Origin of the sequence: Leifsonia stereocauli, assembly GCF_038432415.1 — a bacterium.
Lineage (GTDB): Bacteria > Actinomycetota > Actinomycetes > Actinomycetales > Microbacteriaceae > Orlajensenia > Orlajensenia stereocauli.
In genome coordinates this window covers 1032651-1049997 of record NZ_JBCAUN010000001.1, presented here as the reverse complement: position 1 = coordinate 1049997, position 17347 = coordinate 1032651, and the positions used below count along the sequence as shown (strand labels likewise).

At 68.6% G+C, this 17347-nt stretch carries 20 protein-coding genes; 7 read left to right on the top strand and 13 right to left on the bottom strand.

Annotation, left to right across the window (positions count from 1 at the left end; all coding sequences use genetic code 11):
• Positions 1 to 145: 145 nt before the first annotated feature.
• Both AADV74_RS05155 and AADV74_RS05150 read right to left on the bottom strand, forming a co-directional pair.
• Positions 146 to 2512, bottom strand: coding sequence for an arylsulfatase (locus tag AADV74_RS05155; RefSeq protein ID WP_342112422.1), 2367 nt, complete (start codon positions 2510 to 2512; stop codon positions 146 to 148).
• 13 nt (positions 2513 to 2525) lie between these two features.
• A complete protein-coding gene (locus AADV74_RS05150) occupies positions 2526 to 2912 on the bottom strand; it encodes an SHOCT domain-containing protein (protein WP_342112421.1) in 387 nt (128 codons plus the stop codon).
• Positions 2913 to 3177: 265 nt separating this feature from the next.
• Between AADV74_RS05150 and AADV74_RS05145 the strand changes: the two genes are divergently transcribed.
• Positions 3178 to 3579 carry a DUF7144 family membrane protein gene (locus AADV74_RS05145; RefSeq protein ID WP_342112420.1) on the top strand — a complete coding sequence of 134 codons (402 nt, stop codon included), beginning with the start codon at positions 3178 to 3180 and terminating at the stop codon, positions 3577 to 3579.
• Between the two features lie 69 nt (positions 3580 to 3648).
• On the opposite strand, the gene AADV74_RS05140 is transcribed toward AADV74_RS05145, so the two are convergent.
• From AADV74_RS05140 to AADV74_RS05130, 3 genes are all read right to left on the bottom strand, one after another.
• Positions 3649 to 4215, bottom strand: coding sequence for a GIY-YIG nuclease family protein (locus AADV74_RS05140; RefSeq protein WP_342112419.1), 567 nt, complete (start codon positions 4213 to 4215; stop codon positions 3649 to 3651).
• 46 nt (positions 4216 to 4261) lie between these two features.
• A complete protein-coding gene (locus tag AADV74_RS05135; RefSeq protein WP_342112418.1) occupies positions 4262 to 4531 on the bottom strand; it encodes a hypothetical protein in 270 nt (89 codons plus the stop codon).
• 81 nt (positions 4532 to 4612) lie between these two features.
• On the bottom strand, positions 4613 to 5200 hold the full coding sequence (locus AADV74_RS05130; RefSeq protein WP_342112417.1) for a histidine phosphatase family protein: 588 nt from the start codon (positions 5198 to 5200) through the stop codon (positions 4613 to 4615).
• Positions 5201 to 5231: 31 nt separating this feature from the next.
• Between AADV74_RS05130 and AADV74_RS05125 the strand changes: the two genes are divergently transcribed.
• Together AADV74_RS05125 and AADV74_RS05120 are read left to right on the top strand one after the other, a co-directional pair.
• Entirely contained in the window at positions 5232 to 5759 is a 528-nt protein-coding gene (locus tag AADV74_RS05125; protein WP_342112416.1) for a nitroreductase/quinone reductase family protein, read from the top strand.
• A gap of 128 nt (positions 5760 to 5887) precedes the next feature.
• Positions 5888 to 7060, top strand: a complete 1173-nt coding sequence (locus AADV74_RS05120) for a coiled-coil domain-containing protein (protein WP_342112415.1) — start codon at positions 5888 to 5890, stop codon at positions 7058 to 7060.
• On the opposite strand, the gene AADV74_RS05115 is transcribed toward AADV74_RS05120, so the two are convergent.
• Positions 7057 to 7686 carry a hypothetical protein gene (locus AADV74_RS05115; RefSeq protein ID WP_342112414.1) on the bottom strand — a complete coding sequence of 210 codons (630 nt, stop codon included), beginning with the start codon at positions 7684 to 7686 and terminating at the stop codon, positions 7057 to 7059. The two genes, AADV74_RS05120 and AADV74_RS05115, sit on opposite strands and share 4 nt — an antisense overlap.
• A gap of 237 nt (positions 7687 to 7923) precedes the next feature.
• Between AADV74_RS05115 and AADV74_RS05110 the strand changes: the two genes are divergently transcribed.
• Positions 7924 to 8508 (top strand): hypothetical protein, encoded by a 585-nt coding sequence (locus AADV74_RS05110; RefSeq protein ID WP_342112413.1) that lies wholly within the window; start codon positions 7924 to 7926, stop codon positions 8506 to 8508.
• A gap of 17 nt (positions 8509 to 8525) precedes the next feature.
• On the opposite strand, the gene AADV74_RS05105 is transcribed toward AADV74_RS05110, so the two are convergent.
• Positions 8526 to 9308: an oxygenase MpaB family protein gene (locus AADV74_RS05105; protein ID WP_342112412.1), complete on the bottom strand. Its 783-nt coding sequence runs from the start codon at positions 9306 to 9308 to the stop codon at positions 8526 to 8528.
• Between the two features lie 54 nt (positions 9309 to 9362).
• On the opposite strand from AADV74_RS05105, the gene AADV74_RS05100 reads away from it, so the two are divergent.
• Positions 9363 to 10538 (top strand): glycoside hydrolase family 3 N-terminal domain-containing protein, encoded by a 1176-nt coding sequence (locus tag AADV74_RS05100; RefSeq protein ID WP_342112411.1) that lies wholly within the window; start codon positions 9363 to 9365, stop codon positions 10536 to 10538.
• Here AADV74_RS05100 and AADV74_RS05095 read toward each other — a convergent pair.
• The 3 genes from AADV74_RS05095 to AADV74_RS05085 are packed head-to-tail and all read right to left on the bottom strand — an operon-like array spanning position 10503 to position 13345.
• Positions 10503 to 11138, bottom strand: coding sequence for a TMEM175 family protein (locus AADV74_RS05095; RefSeq protein WP_342112410.1), 636 nt, complete (start codon positions 11136 to 11138; stop codon positions 10503 to 10505). The two genes, AADV74_RS05100 and AADV74_RS05095, sit on opposite strands and share 36 nt — an antisense overlap.
• A 32-nt stretch (positions 11139 to 11170) precedes the next feature.
• On the bottom strand, positions 11171 to 12223 hold the full coding sequence (locus AADV74_RS05090; protein WP_342112409.1) for an FUSC family protein: 1053 nt from the start codon (positions 12221 to 12223) through the stop codon (positions 11171 to 11173).
• A 9-nt stretch (positions 12224 to 12232) separates the two neighbouring features.
• Positions 12233 to 13345, bottom strand: coding sequence for a winged helix DNA-binding domain-containing protein (locus tag AADV74_RS05085; RefSeq protein WP_342112408.1), 1113 nt, complete (start codon positions 13343 to 13345; stop codon positions 12233 to 12235).
• A 121-nt stretch (positions 13346 to 13466) separates the two neighbouring features.
• Between AADV74_RS05085 and AADV74_RS05080 the strand changes: the two genes are divergently transcribed.
• Positions 13467 to 15065 (top strand): ABC-F family ATP-binding cassette domain-containing protein, encoded by a 1599-nt coding sequence (locus tag AADV74_RS05080; protein WP_342112407.1) that lies wholly within the window; start codon positions 13467 to 13469, stop codon positions 15063 to 15065.
• Between the two features lie 70 nt (positions 15066 to 15135).
• Here AADV74_RS05080 and AADV74_RS05075 read toward each other — a convergent pair whose 3' ends face one another.
• The 3 genes from AADV74_RS05075 to AADV74_RS05065 are packed head-to-tail and all read right to left on the bottom strand — an operon-like array spanning position 15136 to position 16507.
• Positions 15136 to 15990 (bottom strand): SURF1 family cytochrome oxidase biogenesis protein, encoded by an 855-nt coding sequence (locus AADV74_RS05075; protein WP_342112406.1) that lies wholly within the window; start codon positions 15988 to 15990, stop codon positions 15136 to 15138.
• Positions 15987 to 16211, bottom strand: a complete 225-nt coding sequence (locus AADV74_RS05070; RefSeq protein WP_342112405.1) for a hypothetical protein — start codon at positions 16209 to 16211, stop codon at positions 15987 to 15989. The genes AADV74_RS05075 and AADV74_RS05070 overlap by 4 nt, the downstream gene beginning before the upstream one ends.
• The gene (locus tag AADV74_RS05065) at positions 16208 to 16507 is read right to left on the bottom strand and encodes a DUF3099 domain-containing protein (protein ID WP_342112404.1); all 300 of its coding nucleotides are present in this window, start codon (positions 16505 to 16507) and stop codon (positions 16208 to 16210) included. Before AADV74_RS05065 ends, AADV74_RS05070 begins: the two co-directional genes overlap by 4 nt.
• A gap of 111 nt (positions 16508 to 16618) precedes the next feature.
• Here AADV74_RS05065 and AADV74_RS05060 point away from each other — a divergent pair, with 111 nt between their 5' ends.
• Positions 16619 to 17329 carry a beta-ketoacyl-ACP reductase gene (locus tag AADV74_RS05060; RefSeq protein WP_342112403.1) on the top strand — a complete coding sequence of 237 codons (711 nt, stop codon included), beginning with the start codon at positions 16619 to 16621 and terminating at the stop codon, positions 17327 to 17329.
• Positions 17330 to 17347 lie beyond the last annotated feature (18 nt).

The following is a 17347-nucleotide window of genomic DNA, read 5'->3' as shown; positions in this document are numbered from 1 at the left end:
TTTCGTTCAGTATGGCATCGGAGAGGAGTCGGGCGCGATGCCTCTCGACGGCTCACGCGGTAACACCGCGTCACGTCTTCTCCCGGCCCGGGCAGCGCATCCGGCACGGGCCCGAACCGGTGAAAACGTGACCACGATCGGCTGACTACTGGCGGGCCATCGCGACGCGCAGGCGTTCGTCGGGATCGATGAAGTGGTCGTTGTCCTCGATGCCCACATCGATCTGCACCCAGTGGATCTTGCCCGTGAATCGACTGCGTTCGGCCGTGTAGTCGGACGCGACGGTCGTACCCGACTCGTAGCCGACGTCCGTGGTCTCGTCGGCGGAGAAGATCATGGCCTGTGTGGCACCGACTCGCCCAGTGCCGACGGCGGTTCCGTCGTAGTAGATCGTGACGTCGCCTCCCTTGGCCAGTCCTCCGCCGTCATAGGCGAACTCCATCCTCACCTGATGCGTGCCGGCTGGAATCGGATCAGTCGCCTCCGTGGCGAACTCGTGGATGCCGAGGACGTTGTAGACGAACTTCGCCTTCCCGGCCTTGGCGTACAGGCTCCAACCCCCGAACCGGCCACCCTGGGCGATGACGACGCCGTTCACTCCGGACGCCGACACCTCCACCTCCGCGGTTATGGAGAACGACCTGTTCTTGATGCTCACGACGCTGCTCTCCGAGAGCCGCCCCATCCCCGCGAACAGCGTCTGGCTGTTGCCGTGGATGAGCGTCGGCCTGCCTGCCATCTCGGGATTGAGCCGCTCGGCCCCGCGATCATCGATTGGAAGCACGTTGTACTTCGTCGCTTCGATGAGCCAGAGTCGCTGCAGACCGTGGAGTCGCTCCGGGTCGTCGGCCGAGAGGTCGCGCGCCTGGCTGTAGTCGACTGACCCGTCGTACAACTCCCAGACATCGTCATCGAAAGCCGGAAGCGTTCCCCCGACCATGACCCACGGGGTGCGGTGCTTCGTGACAGCACTCCAGCCCTTGAAGTAGATGCCCCGATTGCCGAACATCTCGAAGTACTGCAGGTCGTGTCGTTCGGCAGTGTCGGGGGAATTGAAGGAATACACCATGCTCGTGCCCTCGATGGGCGACTGCTGGACGCCGTTGACGACCGTGGGCTCTGGAAGGCCGGCCGCTTCCAGGATGGTGGGGGCGAGATCGATGACGTGGCTGAACTGGGTGCGCAGCCCTCCCTTCTCCTCGATGCCGCTCGGCCAGTGCACGATCGTGCCGTTGCGGGTGCCACCCCAGTGTGATGCGACCTGCTTCGTCCACTGGAACGGAGTGTCCATCGCCCAGGCCCAGCCCACGGCATAGTGGTTGTACGACGACGGGGTGCCCAACTCAGCCATCCTCGACACCAGGAACTCGGGCGTCTCCAGAGCTGCCATTCCGTTGAAGTTCGCCATCTCGTTGAATGCGCCGTTGACGGTGCCCTCGGCCGATGCACCGTTGTCGCCGATGATGTAGTAGATGATCGTGTTGTCGAGGATCCCCAGGTCGTCGATCGCGTCGATCACGCGTCCGACGTGGTGATCGGTGTGCTCGAGGAACCCGGCGTACACCTCCATCTCGCGCTCGAGAACAGGCTTCAGTTCGTCGGGCATGTCCTCCCAGGCCGGAATCTCGGCGTGCCGGGGCGTCAGTTCGGCGTCAGCCGGGATCACACCCAGCTCCTTCTGTCGAGCGAACGTCTGCTCCCGCTGCGCGTCCCACCCGCCGGCGAACTTGCCCTTGTACTTGTCGGCCCATTCCGCGGGCACATGGTGTGGAGCGTGGGTGGCTCCGGGTGCGAGGTACACGAAGAACGGCTTCTCCGGCATGAGCGCCTTCTGCGTGCGGATCCAGCTCGTGGCCCGGTCGGCAAGGTCTTCGGTGAGGTGATAGCCCTCCTCGAATGTGGCGGGAGGCTCCACCGGTGTCGTGCCGTCGTAGAGCGCCGGCTCCCACTGGTTGTTCTCGCCTCCGATGAACCCGTAGAACGTCTCGAAACCGCCTCCTGCAGACGGCCACGCGTCGAACGGTCCCATCGGCGAGGACTGCCACACGGGCACCTCATGGCACTTGCCGAACTGCGCGGTCGAATATCCGTTCAGCTTCAGCGTCATCGCCAACGGCGCCTTCGTGTTCGGCCGGAGCGAGCTGTTGCCGGGGGCGGATGTCGCCGTCTCGGTGATGCTGCCCATTCCCACCGAGTGGTGGTTGCGGCCGGTCAGCATGGCCTGCCTGGTCGGAGCGCAGAGCGCGGTCGTGTGGAATCGGTTGTACTTCAGCCCACCGGCCGCGAGCTTCTCGGCGTTCGGCGTCGCGCACGGGCCGCCGAACGCACTCGAGGCGCCGAACCCGACGTCATCGAGGAGGATCACGAGCACGTTCGGTGCGCCGTCCGGCGGGAGCAGCGGCTCGATCGGCGGGTAGGCGGTGTCGGGGTCCTTCGCATCGTATGTCGTCAGCCCCGGCGCTGGACGGTCGGGGATCGGCAGCATCGAGCGGCTGTGACGATCGGGGTTCATGACTTCACGCCTCCTATGCGCTCGCGAGCGACTTGGCCTTCAATTGCTCGTACTCGGCCGGCGTGATCGCGCCGGAGTCGAGGAGTTTCTTCCCCGCCTCGATCTCGGACGCCGCCGAGGTGGACGAGCCGGCAACGGAACGGATGTACTCGGTGGACGCTGCTGATGCCTGTTGTGCGCGCGCCGCGCTGCGTTGCGCCATCGCCTGGCCACGGGCGATCAGGTAGATCAGGGCGGCGAGGAACGGGGCGATGATGAGGAAAATGACCCACAGGGCCTTGGCCCAGCCGTTGAGGTCCTTGTCTTGGAAGAGGTCGACGAACACCCGGATGAAGATCACAATGCACGAGACCGCGATGTAGAACCAGAAGAACCAGACGAAGAAGTCCCAGATGGTCATGGCATGTCCTTTCACAGCGGGAAGCTGAATACTTCCTCGTCGCCTTGAAGCTACGACCGGCGTCGGGTGGCGCGCATCACCCGATACGGATGATGTGGAAGCCGATCGCCGTCCGCCTGCCGGGCGCGACGACTCATCCCATCCGGGTGATGCGTCGCCTCGTCGTGGCTCGGTACCTTCAGCGTGAAGCGGGATCGGACGCCCGCCTCCCGTTCCGGTCGTCTCCGGCTGATCGGCGGTGGACCTCGATGACAGCGGGTGGATCATGAGTGAAAGCAGAGTAGTAACCGGTTGGGTGGGATGGATCGGCTTCGCCGGCATCATCCTCATTCTCAACGGCATCTTCAGCGCAGTGCAGGGAACGGTGGCGCTCATCGGCCCGAACTCGTACTACCTCGTCACGGACGACGGGCTCTTCCTCTTCGACGTCGCCGGCTGGGGGTGGTGGAACCTCCTCATCGGCCTCGTGTTGATCTTCACGGGGATCGCGCTCTTCGTCGGAGCCACCTGGGCTCGCGTGGTCGCGATCATCTTCGCGTCGCTGAGTGCCATCGGCCAGCTTCTCCTCGTTCCGGCTCAGCCGGTGTGGTCCATCCTGGTCATCGCCCTGAACGTCCTCGTGATCTACGCGATCAGTGCGCACGGCCGTGAAGTGAAGATGGACTGAAGCGCATGGGGGCGCGAGTCCGGTGTGATGGCGTCGCGGCGCATCCATTGGGCTCGTGACCCTTGCGATTCAGCCGCGCAGGGCGAGCAGCGAGCTGAGCCAGCGGGCGTGGGCATCCCACGGATCGATGCCTCCGCGCACGACCTCGATGTGCCGCAGCAGGGCCTCGTGCGCGTGGAACCATTCGCCGCCGTTCACCTGCTGCGACGCGAACTGGGCGTGGCGTCGCTGCTCGAGGCGGCGATCGCCGCGTTCGAACGCCAGAACCTCATCGTGGGGCAGGCTCGCGATGCGTCTGCGGGGGTTGGCCGACGTGCCGATCTTGATCAGCCCACCGAAGCGGATGTAGTAGACGACGTCGAGCCGCGGGGGAGCGAGCTCACCATCGGGGAATTCGCCGTGGCGCCATTCGCAGACCGCGCAGAGCCACCCCGACGGGTAGTGCACCCCGAGCCTCGAGCCGCAGGCGAGACAGGGGCTGGGGAGCAGATCGGTGACGCCGACCTCGCGCGCGGCGATGTCGGCTGCTGCCAGCAGGTGCTGGTCGCAGAGGTTCAGTTCTGCATCCGCCGGCACGATGCTCGAGCAGTTCGAGCCGTCGTGCAGCGTGATGCCGCAGGTTCGGGGGTGCTCCATGGCGACCACGCTAGGCGTCGCCGCCGACGCTGCTCGGATACTTCGATCAGCGGATGCGGGTGGCCAACGGGTCTATGCGGCGGCGTTCCGGCCGTCTCAGCATGCCGATCAGGCCGTACAGGAGCCCGGGAACGCCGACGGCGAGAAGCACAGCGCCGATGGTGGGCGTGAGCCATTCGGGGATGGACGGAACGAGGTGCGAGGCGACGGATGCTGCCGCCAGCAGTAGTACGCCGGTGATGGTGAAGATCAATCCGAGCGCGGCGGCTGCCGCCAGGGCGGCACGATCCGGCACCGATTCGGGTTCGGTGGTCATGTCGCCACGCTATAGCTGAGGCGCCCTCAGCTCTCGACCCCAGAACGGGGCGTTGACTCGCGCGTCGACGCTGGTGTCGCCTCAGGCGTCGGCGCCGACCGTGACCTCGATCGGGGTGCGGCTGACGAAGCTGATGTCGTCGTCGATCACGGCGAACTCGGTGATCGAGCCGTTGCCTGCCGACCCGGGGAAGACGTCGGGCGATGTGGTGTTGCGGGTGAGACCGTTGATCACACCGCCGTGACTGGTGATGATGACAGTCCCAGTCGACTCGGCGGCTATCCTGCGCAGCGCTGCCGTCGACCGTTCCAGGACTGCCGGGCGGGGTTCGGCACCGGGAACGACTCCGTCAGCGTAGAGGTGACGAATCTCCTGCCAGACCGCGCCCTCGGCCTCGCCGTACTGCATCTCGATGAAGTCGCCCTCCGTCTCGACGGCCGGACCGTCGATCGCTGCCGCGATGATGGCCGCGGTCTCGGCGGCGCGACCGAGCGGACTGGTGATGATGCGGCTCGGCTCGGCGCCGCTCAGGAGCTCGGCGGCAGCGAGAGCCTGGGAGCGTCCGAGTTCGTTGAGGGGGACATCGGTGTGGCCCTGCACGCGGCCCGCCCTGTTCCAGTCGGTCTCACCGTGACGCACGAGCAGGAAACGGGTGGGCGCAGAGGTCATGGTTCGAGCCTATCCGGAGCAGAATGTGAGAATGGCGAGTCTCCTCGACGTCACGCGGGCCGCTGTCGCACCGCTGACCCGCACCGGTCTGTTCCGGCGCACCGCACCGACACTGCTGCCGCCGCTCGAGCGTGCCACGGCCTGGCTGAGTCGCGGCCACGTGCAGCTGAGCGGCCTGCTGGTGCCGTCGCTGGTGCTGCACACGACGGGCGCGGCATCGGGACTCCAGCGCGACGTGCCGCTCATGTACTGTCCCGACGGCGAGATCTGCATCGTGGCCGGAAGCAACTTCGCGCGCGAGCGGCATCCGGCGTGGACCGGCAATCTGATCGCGCATCCGGACGCCGCCGTGAGCATCAGGGGACGACGGATGCCCGTGCACGCCGAGCTCGTCGGGGACGACGAGCGCGACGCGGTCTGGGCGCGCATCGAGCAGCAGTGGCCCGGGTACCGAGCCTACGAGCGCGGCTCCGGCCGGACCGTGCGGCTCTTCCGGCTGCGACCGGTGCCGCCGCATGCGGCGGAGGACGATCCGGCAGGACCAGGCACCGCGAGGTGAGAGGAGCCCACTCGCGCCGCGCCGCTCGATCTGCGGAGCCCTGCGCGGGCGCGACGTAGCCTCGATCAGAGCGGCGGCCGCACGTCGGTTGCGCCTCGAGTGTCGACGGGACCGTGGGAGGGGGAGCGATGCGTCTGAGAACGCGTGTCATCGCCGTCCTGGCTGCCGCCGGCCTCCTCGCGCTGGCCGTCGTCCCTGCAGCATCAGCCGAGGACTACCCGACCTGGGACGAGGTGGAGGCAGCGCGCTCGAGTGCTGCGGCCACGAGTGCCGAGGTCGACCGCATCTCCGATTTCATCAGCTCGCTCACCGCGGAGTCGGCCCGCCTCGGCCGGATCACCATCGAGAAGGCCGCTGCGTACACGCTGGCGAAGGCGGAGCTGGATGCCGCGACCCAGCGCGCGGACGTGCTGGTGGCCCAGCGCGACATCGCTGTCACCGAGGCGGCGGAGGCGCACGATCGCTATGGCGCCATCGTATCGCAGCTCGTGGTGTCGGGCGGCACGGAGAGCCTGACCGTTCAACTGCTGCTCGATCACTCCTCCGACACCGACCTGCTCTACAGGCTCGGCGCGATGACCAAGCTCACCCAGCAGGCCGCTGGGCTGGAGGACAGGGCCGAGAGCCGCAGCAACGAGGCCGACGCCCTCAGCGCGCAGGCCGCCGTTGCCGAGAAGGCGCGCGACAAGCTCGCCGCCGCCGCGCAGACAGCACTCGGGGAGGCCCAGGCAGCAGAGCAGGAGGCAGGCGCCAGACTCGCCGCGCAGAAGGAGGCGAGCGCCACGCTGCAGGCGCAACTCGCCTCGCTCACCGCGGAGGCCGCCGACGTCGAGAAGCGCTACACCGATGGTGAAGCGGCCCGCAAGGCGGCTGAGGCCGCCGCCGCAGCCGCCGCGGCTGAAGCAGCAGCGGCGGCAGCGGCCGCCGCTGAGGCGGCCGGCGACGGCGGGGGCGGGGGCGGAGCGACCCCGATCTACACAGGGGATGTGGACTCTGACCCCGGCGCGGCCCAGGCGTACGCCGCCGGTGCCATCGGAGCCTACGGCTGGGGTGGAGACCAGTTCGGCTGCCTCCAGCGCCTGTGGAACAAGGAGTCCGGCTGGCGCGCCGACGCGTACAACGCGTCGAGTGGTGCATACGGCATTCCGCAGTCACTTCCCGGCGAGAAGATGGCGTCGGCAGGCGTCGACTGGCGCACCAGCGCTGCGACGCAGATCAACTGGGGTCTGTCGTACATCGCCCAGCGCTACGGCTCGCCGTGCGGGGCCTGGGACCACTCGGTCGTCTGGAACTGGTACTAGGACGCCGGCCGCACGCGCAGGGCGTCGACGGCGTCGTCACCGCGGAGTTCTGCCATGCGCGCCACGATGCTGTCCGCGACCTGGGGTGTCAGCGAGGCGCAGACGATGCTGTTCGGGCCGATCGACTCCAGTCCCGCGGCCCGCACCCGGATGACCTCCCACCCGACCTCGGCGAGGGCGTCGTCCTTCTCGCGGTCCGATGCCTCCTTCAGGCCGAGGTGCGCGCGCCGGGATCGGCCGGGATCGTCGTACTCGATGGCTATCCGCAGCGCCGGAACGAGGATGTCGGGCCACACCTCCTGCTTGCCGTAGAACATGCGGTTGACGCGCACTGTGTTCACGCCGCGGGGCACGCGGATGCGCTCCTCGAGCAGTGATCGAAGCCGCTGCTCGGTGAGCGAGGTGCGGGTGCGCAGGCCGCCGTTCATCGAGGCGACTCCACCGTCGCGAGCGACCGTCGGCGCCTCGGCGTTGCGGATGCACTTCGGGCAGCTCGGGCCGGTCAGGACGTCCATCACGCTCGCCTCGTAGCGGTCGTGACCGCGGGCGCACTGCCACTGGAATTCAGCTCCGAGGCGGGTCTCCACGGCGACGGATGCCCGTGCGGGAGGGGCAGCGCGCGACACCAGCTCGCCTCGAGTGCGGTGCGTCTCGTGCAGAAGCATGCACAGGGGACAGGAGCGCCTGAGCGCGATGGAACCGGGTTCGGTCGGCGGTGCGCCATGGCCGCAGGCGAAGCTCACAAGGGTCATGCGGGCAGCGTAACCCGGGCCGCCGACATGCCACGAGGCGTCCTTGACCTCCCCCCGTGCGGGGCACACAATGGCAAGGCGACCCGAGCGCATCCGACGAGAAAGGTCACCATGTCAGACACCCAGCAGGCCACCTCCGAGACCGGGGCGCCCATCGCTGCGTCGAGTTCGGTCGGCAGCCGCTCGCTCGACGAGACGACTGCGCTTCCGACCTTCGACTCCGAGTCGTCAGCGGCATCCGCGCCCACCGAGGTCGTCGCTGTCCCTGCGGCATCCGTCGGCGAGGCGAAGCCGGCGAGGAAGACCTTCTCGTGGTTCCAGGACCAGCCGATGCGTCTCACCCTCGTCGTGATCATCGGGGTCGTCGCGCTGTTCTTCGCCTTCGGCCTGCTCATCATCTTCAGCCCCAGCTCCGCCGCGGTCTCGGCACTCGCCGTGATCGCCACCCCTGTCGCCTCGATGGTCGCGGCCTACTACGGCATCACCCTGAGCATGCAGCAGGTGCGGGACGAGCGCCTGGAGCGCGCCGCTGCAGTGCAGCGCGCCGAGGATGCCGAGACCGCTGCGCAGGAGGCCGACGTCTGGGCCGCGCAGATGGAGTCGGGCCTGCGAGTGGCCAAGGTCAAGCTCGAGGCCGCCGGCCTGCGCACGGACGACGTGGAGAAGGCGGCTGGGGTCGATCCCGACTTCTTCTGATATCCGCCTACGTCAGATCAGCCCCGCCTGATCTGCGCCAGGCTTCGGCGCTGCGGCCATTCGCGCAGCGAGCGCGGCAGCCACGGCCACACCGCGCCAGTCATGGCGAGGACACGACGGAAGCGCCTCTCCGCCCGCGGCGTCCAGTGGATGCGATAGGCGGCGCGTACTGACGACGGCAGGAGTCCGGCCGTGACGAGCCTGGCGAGTGGCATCGCGAGCCCGAGCGGGGCCGGCAGGGAGCGGGCGAACATCAGCTCGCGTGAGACGGCCAGCACGTCGGCGTCGACGGAGAGACGGGGGAGCATCCCCGCCCAGTAGTCGGAGAAGGCTGCCCGATCGGCCGGCCAGCGTCCCCGCGGCAGCTGGAGCCTGGTTCCCAACGCGGCGTAGGCGGCGTACAGGGCGTCGGCCTGCTCGGTCTCGAGCGGCCCGAACAGCTGCTCGTGCACGACGACGGCCGTGTCGTAGAGGGTCGCGGCCACCCAGAGCTGCAGCTCCGGGTCGTAGGCGCTGTACGCCGGAGCATCACCGCGGGCGGCACCGCGCACGGGGGAGTGCGCGCGATTCACCATGCGCACAGCCCGCACCCTGTCGTTCTCGGTGCCGTGGACGATCGCGTAGGCGTAGGCGAGGGTGGCCCAGAGCCTGTCGAGCGGTCGCCCGGCGAAGTCGGAATGATCCACGACGCCACGCCCGACCGGCGGATAGGCGAGCTGCAGCAGGATGGCGCGCGCTCCGCCGGCGATGAGCACGCCGTCGCCTGCGAAGCGGGGCAGGTCTGTCGCATCCGCTGGCATGCTCCAACGCTACGCGGTCAGGGTGTTCGGATTCCGCGCGCTTAGAATTCCCCGGTGGTCGGGAAGCTGGTACGGACGACGGCGCTCGCTCTCGCGGTCGCCGTCTGCCTCATCGGCTGCGCACCCTCGGGAGCACCGACACCGACACCGTCGGGGAGCATCGCGGCTGAAGTCCCTCGGCGGGTCGCTCCGGATGCCGTCACAGTCGAGGCACGCCAGAGGTTGGCCGCCATGAGCCTCGAACAGCGCGTCGCCAGCATGCTCATGCTGCACTTTCCGGGCACGGATGCCGCGGCCATCGCGGCGCAGACCGTGCAGTACTCGCCAGGCGGCATCATCCTCATGGGCGACAACACTGCGGGTGGCACACAGGGCGTGCGAGCCATCACCGCTGCCGCCGACGCAGCCACCGACCTCCCGCTGCTGGTGGCCGTCGACCAGGAGGGCGGCGAGGTCAGCCGCATCGCGGAGGACCCGTCGCCGGGTGCCGACGTGCTGCGCGGGCAGGCGGCATCCGTCACCGAGAAGGCGTTCGCGGCGCGCGCGGACGTGCTGGCCGCTGCCGGGATCTCGGTGAACTTCGGCATCGTCGCCGACGAGACCGACGACCCGAACTCCTTCCTCGCCGGGCGCGTGCTCGGCGCCGATCCGGCCTCGGCCGCCGAGCACGTGGCCGCCGCAGTCGCAGGCGAACAGGGTCGGGTGCTCAGCACGCTCAAGCACTTCCCGGGTCACGGCGCTGCTCCCGGCGACTCGCACAGCTCGATTCCGACGACCGCCGAGTCGCTGGCCGACTGGCGCACGACCGATGCCGTTCCGTTCCGAGCCGGAATCGCCGCCGGCGCCGAGCTGGTCATGTTCGGCCACCTCGAGTATTCGGCCGTCGATCCCGGACCGGCATCGCTGTCGCCCGCGTGGCACCGCATCCTCCGCGACGAACTCGGCTTCGACGGCATCGCGATCAGCGACGACATGGGCATGCTCGACCACTCGGGCGTTCCGGCGCTGGCGGATCGGAGCGAGAACGCGATCGCGGTCATCGCCGCCGGCTCGACGATGGTTCTCTACGTGCCGTCTCCGGACGCCTCAGGGGCGGCCGGCGCCTTCGATCCCGACGCGGTGGTCGCCGACGTGGCCGCCGCAGTGCGCGCGGGTCGGATCCCGGCCGAGACGATCGACCGGGCGGCCATGAAGCTACTCCGGGCGCGGATCGGTCTCGGGGACTCCTGAGACGGTGGTGTCCTCGATGCGGCCGCTGAGGAGGCGCGAGAGTGGCGTGTCGAACGCATAGGCGATGAAGGCCCACGAGCCGATGAAGGGTGCCGCGATGACGACGACGGCACCGAGGATCACAGCGCTCAGCGCGTCGCGTCGGCTGCGTGCGGCCTCGAGCGGGCTGAGACCTTCTATGAGACCGCTGCCCGGCGCGGCAGCACGCACCCAGAGCAGGTAGCCGAACAGCACCACCCAGAAGAAGTTGATCGGCAGCAGTGTCTGGCCGAGGGTGAGACCACCGAAGCGACTGTCGAGGCTGGTCGTGAAGGGGATGAGGACGACGCCGAACAGGCGCAGGGTGTTCAGCCACAGCATCGGGGTGTCGACGTGCACGATGTACTCGAACTGCCGCACGTGGATGCTCCAGAGCAGGCACAGCAGGAAGAAGCTGATCGCGAAGCTGGAGACGGCCGGCCACATGTCGACGAGTCCGCGCCAGAGCTCGGCGTCGGTCTTCGCGCCGGCGAGGTCGTTGACGGTGAGATCGAGCACCAGAAGAGTGGCGGCGATGGCGAAAACACCGTCGGTGAACGCCTCGAGGCGACGGGTCGACACTGTTGCCGTGCTCTCACGACGGCGTCTGCGGATCACTCGGCGCCCACGATCTCTTCGTGCACCCGGCGCAGGTCCTCCATGAGCGACCCGATGAGCACCCAGTGCTCGGCGTGCGGGGTGAGGATGCGGAGCGGTGCGGTGAGCAACGGGATGCCCTGGGTCTGGGGGTCGGCCTCGACGGGGGTGCTGTCGTCGGCCCGCACCAGCAGGCGCAGATCGTGCGCCGCTCGCTCGAGCTCGTCGACGATGGGCTCGACCGTCGGCTCGTCGGGCAGGGCGGCGTCGTAGTGGTCGTGCACCGCCCGCGTCATGTTGAGCGACCGGGTGACGAGAGGGCCCATCCGGGCGAACAGGGCGTCGTCGGCGTCGAGGGCGACCCTGTAGCGCTGCTGCCGGGGGTTGAAGGCGAGCGACTCGTCCGCGTCTTCCAGGGACTCCTGCGCTTTGGCCTGCATCGGCCGCAGCAGCCTCGCCGTCAGCAGGATCTCCTGCAGCTGGGCGTCGGTCTTCGGGGTGCGGAGGGCATCGGCGAGGCGCTCGAAGGTGGCGGCGATCTCGGTGCCGAGAGCTGTGACGGCAGCGTGCGCCGGCGCGAGCAGCACCGGTGGCACGACCAGGATGTTGACGATCAGCCCGACGGCCGCGCCGATCAGCGTCTCGATGATGCGGGCGAAGGCGTAGTCGGGCGTCGCGGCGCCGATGGTGAGCACCAGCATCACGCTGATCGGGATCTGGTTCGCCGAGCCGGGCGTGAGCCGGAGGGCCCAGCCCACGAAGATCGCCACGACGATGGCTGTGAGAACCACCCAGCTGTCCTGGCCGAAGACCACACCGATGCCGAAGGCGATGATGACGCCGGCGATCACCCCGAAGCTGCGCTCGAGGGCGCGCCCGACGGACTGGTTGACGCTCGGCTGCACGACCAGCAGTGCGGCGATAGCGGCGAAGACCGGCAGGGTTCCCGGAAGAACCAGCACGGCCGCGAACCAGGCGAGCACGGTGGCTATGGCAGACTTCGCCACCTGCAGCAGCGGAATGCGCGCGCTCGACCTCAGCCGTGCGGTGAAGCGTGCGGGGCCGGTCACTCTGTCAGGCTACTGCGCCGCCACGTGCGGCTTGCCGAGGAAGTCGGCGTAGGCGGCCGAGGCGCGGGTGATCGCCCGTGAACGCGTGGCCGTGATCGAACCCTCGACGAATGGTCTCGGCTCCACGCCGATGCCCCGACGCGTCGCCGAGCGTCGCCAGGTGCCGATCACCCGGCCGGCCGCCACGATGGTGGGCTGGAACACCCCGTTGCCGCCTGGCACCACGGCATCCTCGTTCTCCGCATCGATGAACGCCCGGCGGTCGGTGTAGCCGAGGAAGTACTCGTCGAAGCCGGGGAGCAGGTGCACGGATGCCGCGAACGCACGTTTCTCGGCATCCGTCGCCGCAGTGATCTCGGCGTCGGACGACACCCACAGGCCTGCGTCGTCGTCGTACGAGGCGATGCGCCCATCGGAGCGCGCGACCTCGAGTCCCAGGCGGGAGTCGGTGAGCGTGAGCTTGCTCCAGCCGGCGAAGTCGCGCACGGTGGCCGGACCGTGCCCGCGCAGGTAGCGCGTCACGAACTCGGCCAGGGCCTCCTCGCGTTCGAGGGAACGTGGTTCGGGAATCCAGCGCCCGCTCGGCACCAACCGCTGCACGCCGTCGCGCACGGGACCCCAGCACCAGAACCCCGTCTGGGCGAGGTGGGCGATGAGGTGGTAGCCGCGCTGGCCCGTCGGGTCGACGTCGTTCTCGACGAGCAGCGCCATGACCTCCTCGCGGGAGACATCGTCGGCGGCGTCGAGGGCGTCTGCGAAGACCGAACGCACCCTGTCGAGCAGAGCGTCGTCGATGCCGAGCTGCACCCGGCGGGTCGCTGCCTGCGCGAGCATCCGCGGGCCGGTGAGCGAGAGCATCCAGCCGAGATCGGCAGCCGGAACGGCGAAGAGGGTGCCGCGCATGGTCCACGCCCGCACCAGGTCGCCACTGTCGAATGCGGCGATCACGGCGGCATCCGTCACCCCTGAGCGGATGCCGACACCCCAACGGGCCGCAGCGAAGTCCTGCGCCTGCACGGCCAGCATGCGCTCGAGCACGCCCAGTGGGGTGTCGGTGCCGCCGATGCCGTGCGCCCCGAGGCGCAGCCTGAGCAGTTCGCGTTGCTGGGAATCCGCCGCCATAGTGCCCCAGTATCGCGCAGGGGACCGACAGCGGAACAGGCGGCGGGTCTGCTGCGTTTAGACTGGGTGGCTGCGCCTCTCGCGCGACTTCCCCAACTTTCTCCGACCGAAGGGTTCCCCCGTGCTCGCCGTACACGACCTCGAGATCCGCGTGGGGGCGCGCGTGCTGATGCAGGACGTGAACTTCCGGGTCTCCGACGGAGACAAGATCGGTCTGGTGGGTCGCAATGGAGCGGGCAAGACGACACTGACGAAGACGCTCGCCGGGGAGACCCTCCCCACAGGCGGACGCATCGACCGCACGGGCGAGATCGGCTACCTGCCGCAGGACCCGCGCTCGGGCGACCCCGAGGAGCTTGCCCGCACGCGCATCCTGAACGCCCGCGGCCTCGGCTCGCTGGTGCAGGGCATGCACGAGGCGACTCTGGCCATGGCCAGCGAGGACACCACCGTCAGCGAGGCCGGCATGAAGAAGTACGGCACTCTCACCGACCAGTTCCAGGCACTCGGCGGCTATGCGGCCGAGGCAGAGGCCGCCTCGATCGCGTCGAACCTCAATCTGCCCGATCGCATCCTCGAGCAGCCGTTGAAGACCCTCTCGGGCGGACAGCGTCGCCGCATCGAGCTGGCCCGCATCCTGTTCTCGGATGCCGGCACCATGATCCTCGACGAGCCGACGAACCACCTCGACGCGGACTCCATCGTGTGGCTGCGCGACTTCCTCAAGAACTATAAGGGCGGCTTCATCGTGATCACCCACGATGTCGAGCTCGTGGGGGAGACCGTGAACCGCGTCTTCTACCTCGATGCCAACCGCACCGTCATCGACATCTACAACATGGGCTGGAAGCACTACCAGCGTCAGCGTGCCGCCGACGAGGAGCGTCGCAAGAAGGAGCGCTCCAACGCCGAGAAGAAGGCCGGCGTCCTGCAGATGCAGGCAGCCAAGTTCGGTGCCAAGGCGTCGAAGGCAGCTGCGGCCCACCAGATGGTCGCCCGCGCCGAGAAGCTGCTTTCAGGTCTCGAGGAGGTGCGTGCAGTCGACCGCGTCGCCAAGCTGCGCTTCCCGACACCGGCCCCCTGCGGTCGCACGCCGCTGCAGGCCTCCGACCTGTCGAAGAGCTACGGCTCGCTCGAGATCTTCACGGCCGTCGACCTCGCGATCGACCGCGGCTCGAAGGTCGTCATCATCGGCCTGAACGGTGCCGGGAAGACGACACTGCTGCGCATCCTCGGCGGCGTGGACCAACCCGACACCGGCCAGGTCGAGCCGGGCCACGGACTGCGCGTCGGTTACTTCGCGCAGGAGCACGAGACCATCGACGTGAAGGCCACGGTTCTCCAGAACATGGTGTCGTCTTCGCCGAGCCTGACCGAGACCGAGGCTCGCAAGGTGCTCGGCTCATTCCTGTTCACCGGCGACGATTCCCACAAGCTCGCCGGAGTCCTCTCCGGTGGCGAGAAGACCCGTCTCGCCCTCGCGATGATCGTGGTCTCCGGTGCCAACGTGCTGCTGCTGGATGAGCCCACGAACAACCTCGACCCGGCCAGCCGGGCCGAGATCCTCGATGCGCTCGCGCACTTCGAGGGTGCCGTCGTGCTGGTCTCGCACGACCCCGGAGCCGTCGAGGCGCTGAACCCCGAGCGCGTGCTCATCCTCCCGGATGGCGTCGAGGACCACTGGAACGCCGAGTACGCCGACCTGATCGCGCTGGCGTAGGGAGCGCTTCGGGCGCGGACTTCGTCGGTCCCTCAGCGACCGGACGGACTCCCGCTCGAGCGGGCAGTGGTCAGCGACCGGAGACGTGCTCCGCATCGAGGATCTCGTCCTCGACGGCGGCGTCGGTCTTCGCCTTCTTCGCCCGGCGCCGCTCCCGCTCGAGAGCGCGCTCGCGCTCCTCGGGATCGTCGGCGTTCAGCATCCGATACTCGTTGCGCACGGCCCAGCCGAAGCCGATGAATCCGAGCAGCGCGAAGACGAACCACTGGAACGCGTACGACAGGTGCGGGCCCTCGTCGAGCGCCGGCTTCTCCGCCGCCGAGGGACGGGTGGCCGCAGCGGGCACCTCGGAGTCCAGGAGCCCGTACGCACCGGTGTAGGTGGGTTCACCGACGAGTTCGGCCATGTCGGTGAGTTCGATCGTCGCGACTTCGTTGCCGGATGCGCTCCGCCCGGCGAGACGCGGTTCTCCGGCCTTCAGCCGCGCGACGACCGTCACCTCACCCGACGGCGCCTCGGGAACCTCGTCGGGTGCATCCTGTTGCGATCCGGTCGGCAGCCAGCCGCGGTCGACGATGAAGACCGTGCCGTCGGCGAGCTGCAGCGGGGTGAGCACCTCGAAGCCCGGGCTCCCGTCGCGTGGTCGGTTGCGGGCGAGGCGCTGGTCGTCCGTCAGGTAGACCCCCGTCATCGTGACGGGCAGGTACTTCTGCGAGATGTCGAAGGAGTCCAGCTCGGGCAGTGCGTCATCGAGCGGCACGGGCTCAGCGCTCCAGTTGCTCTCGACCCGGTCGATCTCGGCCAGTGCCTCGGCTCGGCGGGCGATCTGCCAGAACCCGAGCGACACGCACACCAGGGCGAAGACGACGACGAGGGCGAGGTAGCCGATCCATCGTCTGCTGAAGGCGAAGGACCAGCCGGTCATGCGTCGGCTCCGATCTCGATGGCGGTGACGGTCAGGGGGAAGTCGCGGGCCGCGAGGAACTCGCGCAGATAGTCGACGTGCTCGTCGCACGCCAGCCAGGTCTTGCTGCGGTCCCCGGTGTGGATGCGGGGGTTCCGCCAGTCGATTCGCCAGGCTGCGGTCTCGTCGCAGCCCGCGCGGGAGCACGCGTGCACCTCGGGTGCACCGCCCAATCCGATCACTCGTCGTCTCCGGGTCGTGTCGTACCGTCGTCGGACCGCGGGGCGAGTTCGATGCTGCCCGGGCGCAGCACTGTGCGTGACCGGGGGCTGATCTTCACGTTCGCGACGACGACGGCGATGTAGGGAAGCACGATGGCTCCGGCGGCGAACACCCACAGCCACGGCCCGCGGGCGAACAGCAGTGCGACCACGCAGAGCACACGGATCGACATCATGATCGAGTACTTGATGACTCGAGCGCGACGTTCCGCATCCGGGGAGGCCGGAAGGCTGGTGATCGAGGAGGGCTGTTTCATTCCTGGCCGAACCGCGGGACCCGAGTGTCGCCGCTGCCTCCAGCCTACGCGGGCTCGCGAGTGCTTTCGTCCTAGGCTGGGGGAGTTGTCAGCGAGAGAAGGAACCATTCCATGAGCACTCCCCGTACAGTCCTCGTCACCGGTGGAAACCGCGGCATCGGCTTCGCCATCGCCGAGGAGTTCGTGCGTCAGGGTCATCGTGTGGCCGTGACCGCCCGCTCTGGCGCCGGCCCCGATGGCACGCTCACAGTGCAGGCCGACGTGACGGATTCGGCATCCGTCGACGCCGCCTTCACCGCCATCGAAGCCGAGCTCGGCCCGGTCGAGGTCGTCGTGGCCAACGCCGGCATCACGCGGGACACCCTGCTCATGCGCATGAGCGACGAGGACTTCGAGACCGTCATCGACACCAACCTCACCGGCTCGTTCCGGGTGGTCAAGCGTGCGTCGAAGGGGATGCTCAAGGCGCGCTACGGCCGCATCGTGTTGATCTCGAGCGTCGTGGGCCTCTACGGCGGCCCCGGCCAGGCGAACTACTCGGCCTCGAAGGCCGGACTCGTGGGCTTCGCGCGCTCGATCACGCGAGAGCTCGGTGCCCGCGGCATCACCGCCAACGTCGTCGCTCCGGGCTTCATCGAGACGGACATGACGGCCGAACTGCCCGAGGCCACGCAGGCCGACTACAAGAAGTCGATTCCGGCCGGCCGCTTCGCCACGCCCACCGAGGTCGCGAAGGTGGTCGCCTGGATCGCGAGCGACGACGCCGGCTACATCTCGGGTGCCGTCATCCCCGTCGACGGCGGCCTCGGGATGGGGCACTAGCCCCTCAGGTTCGCCTCA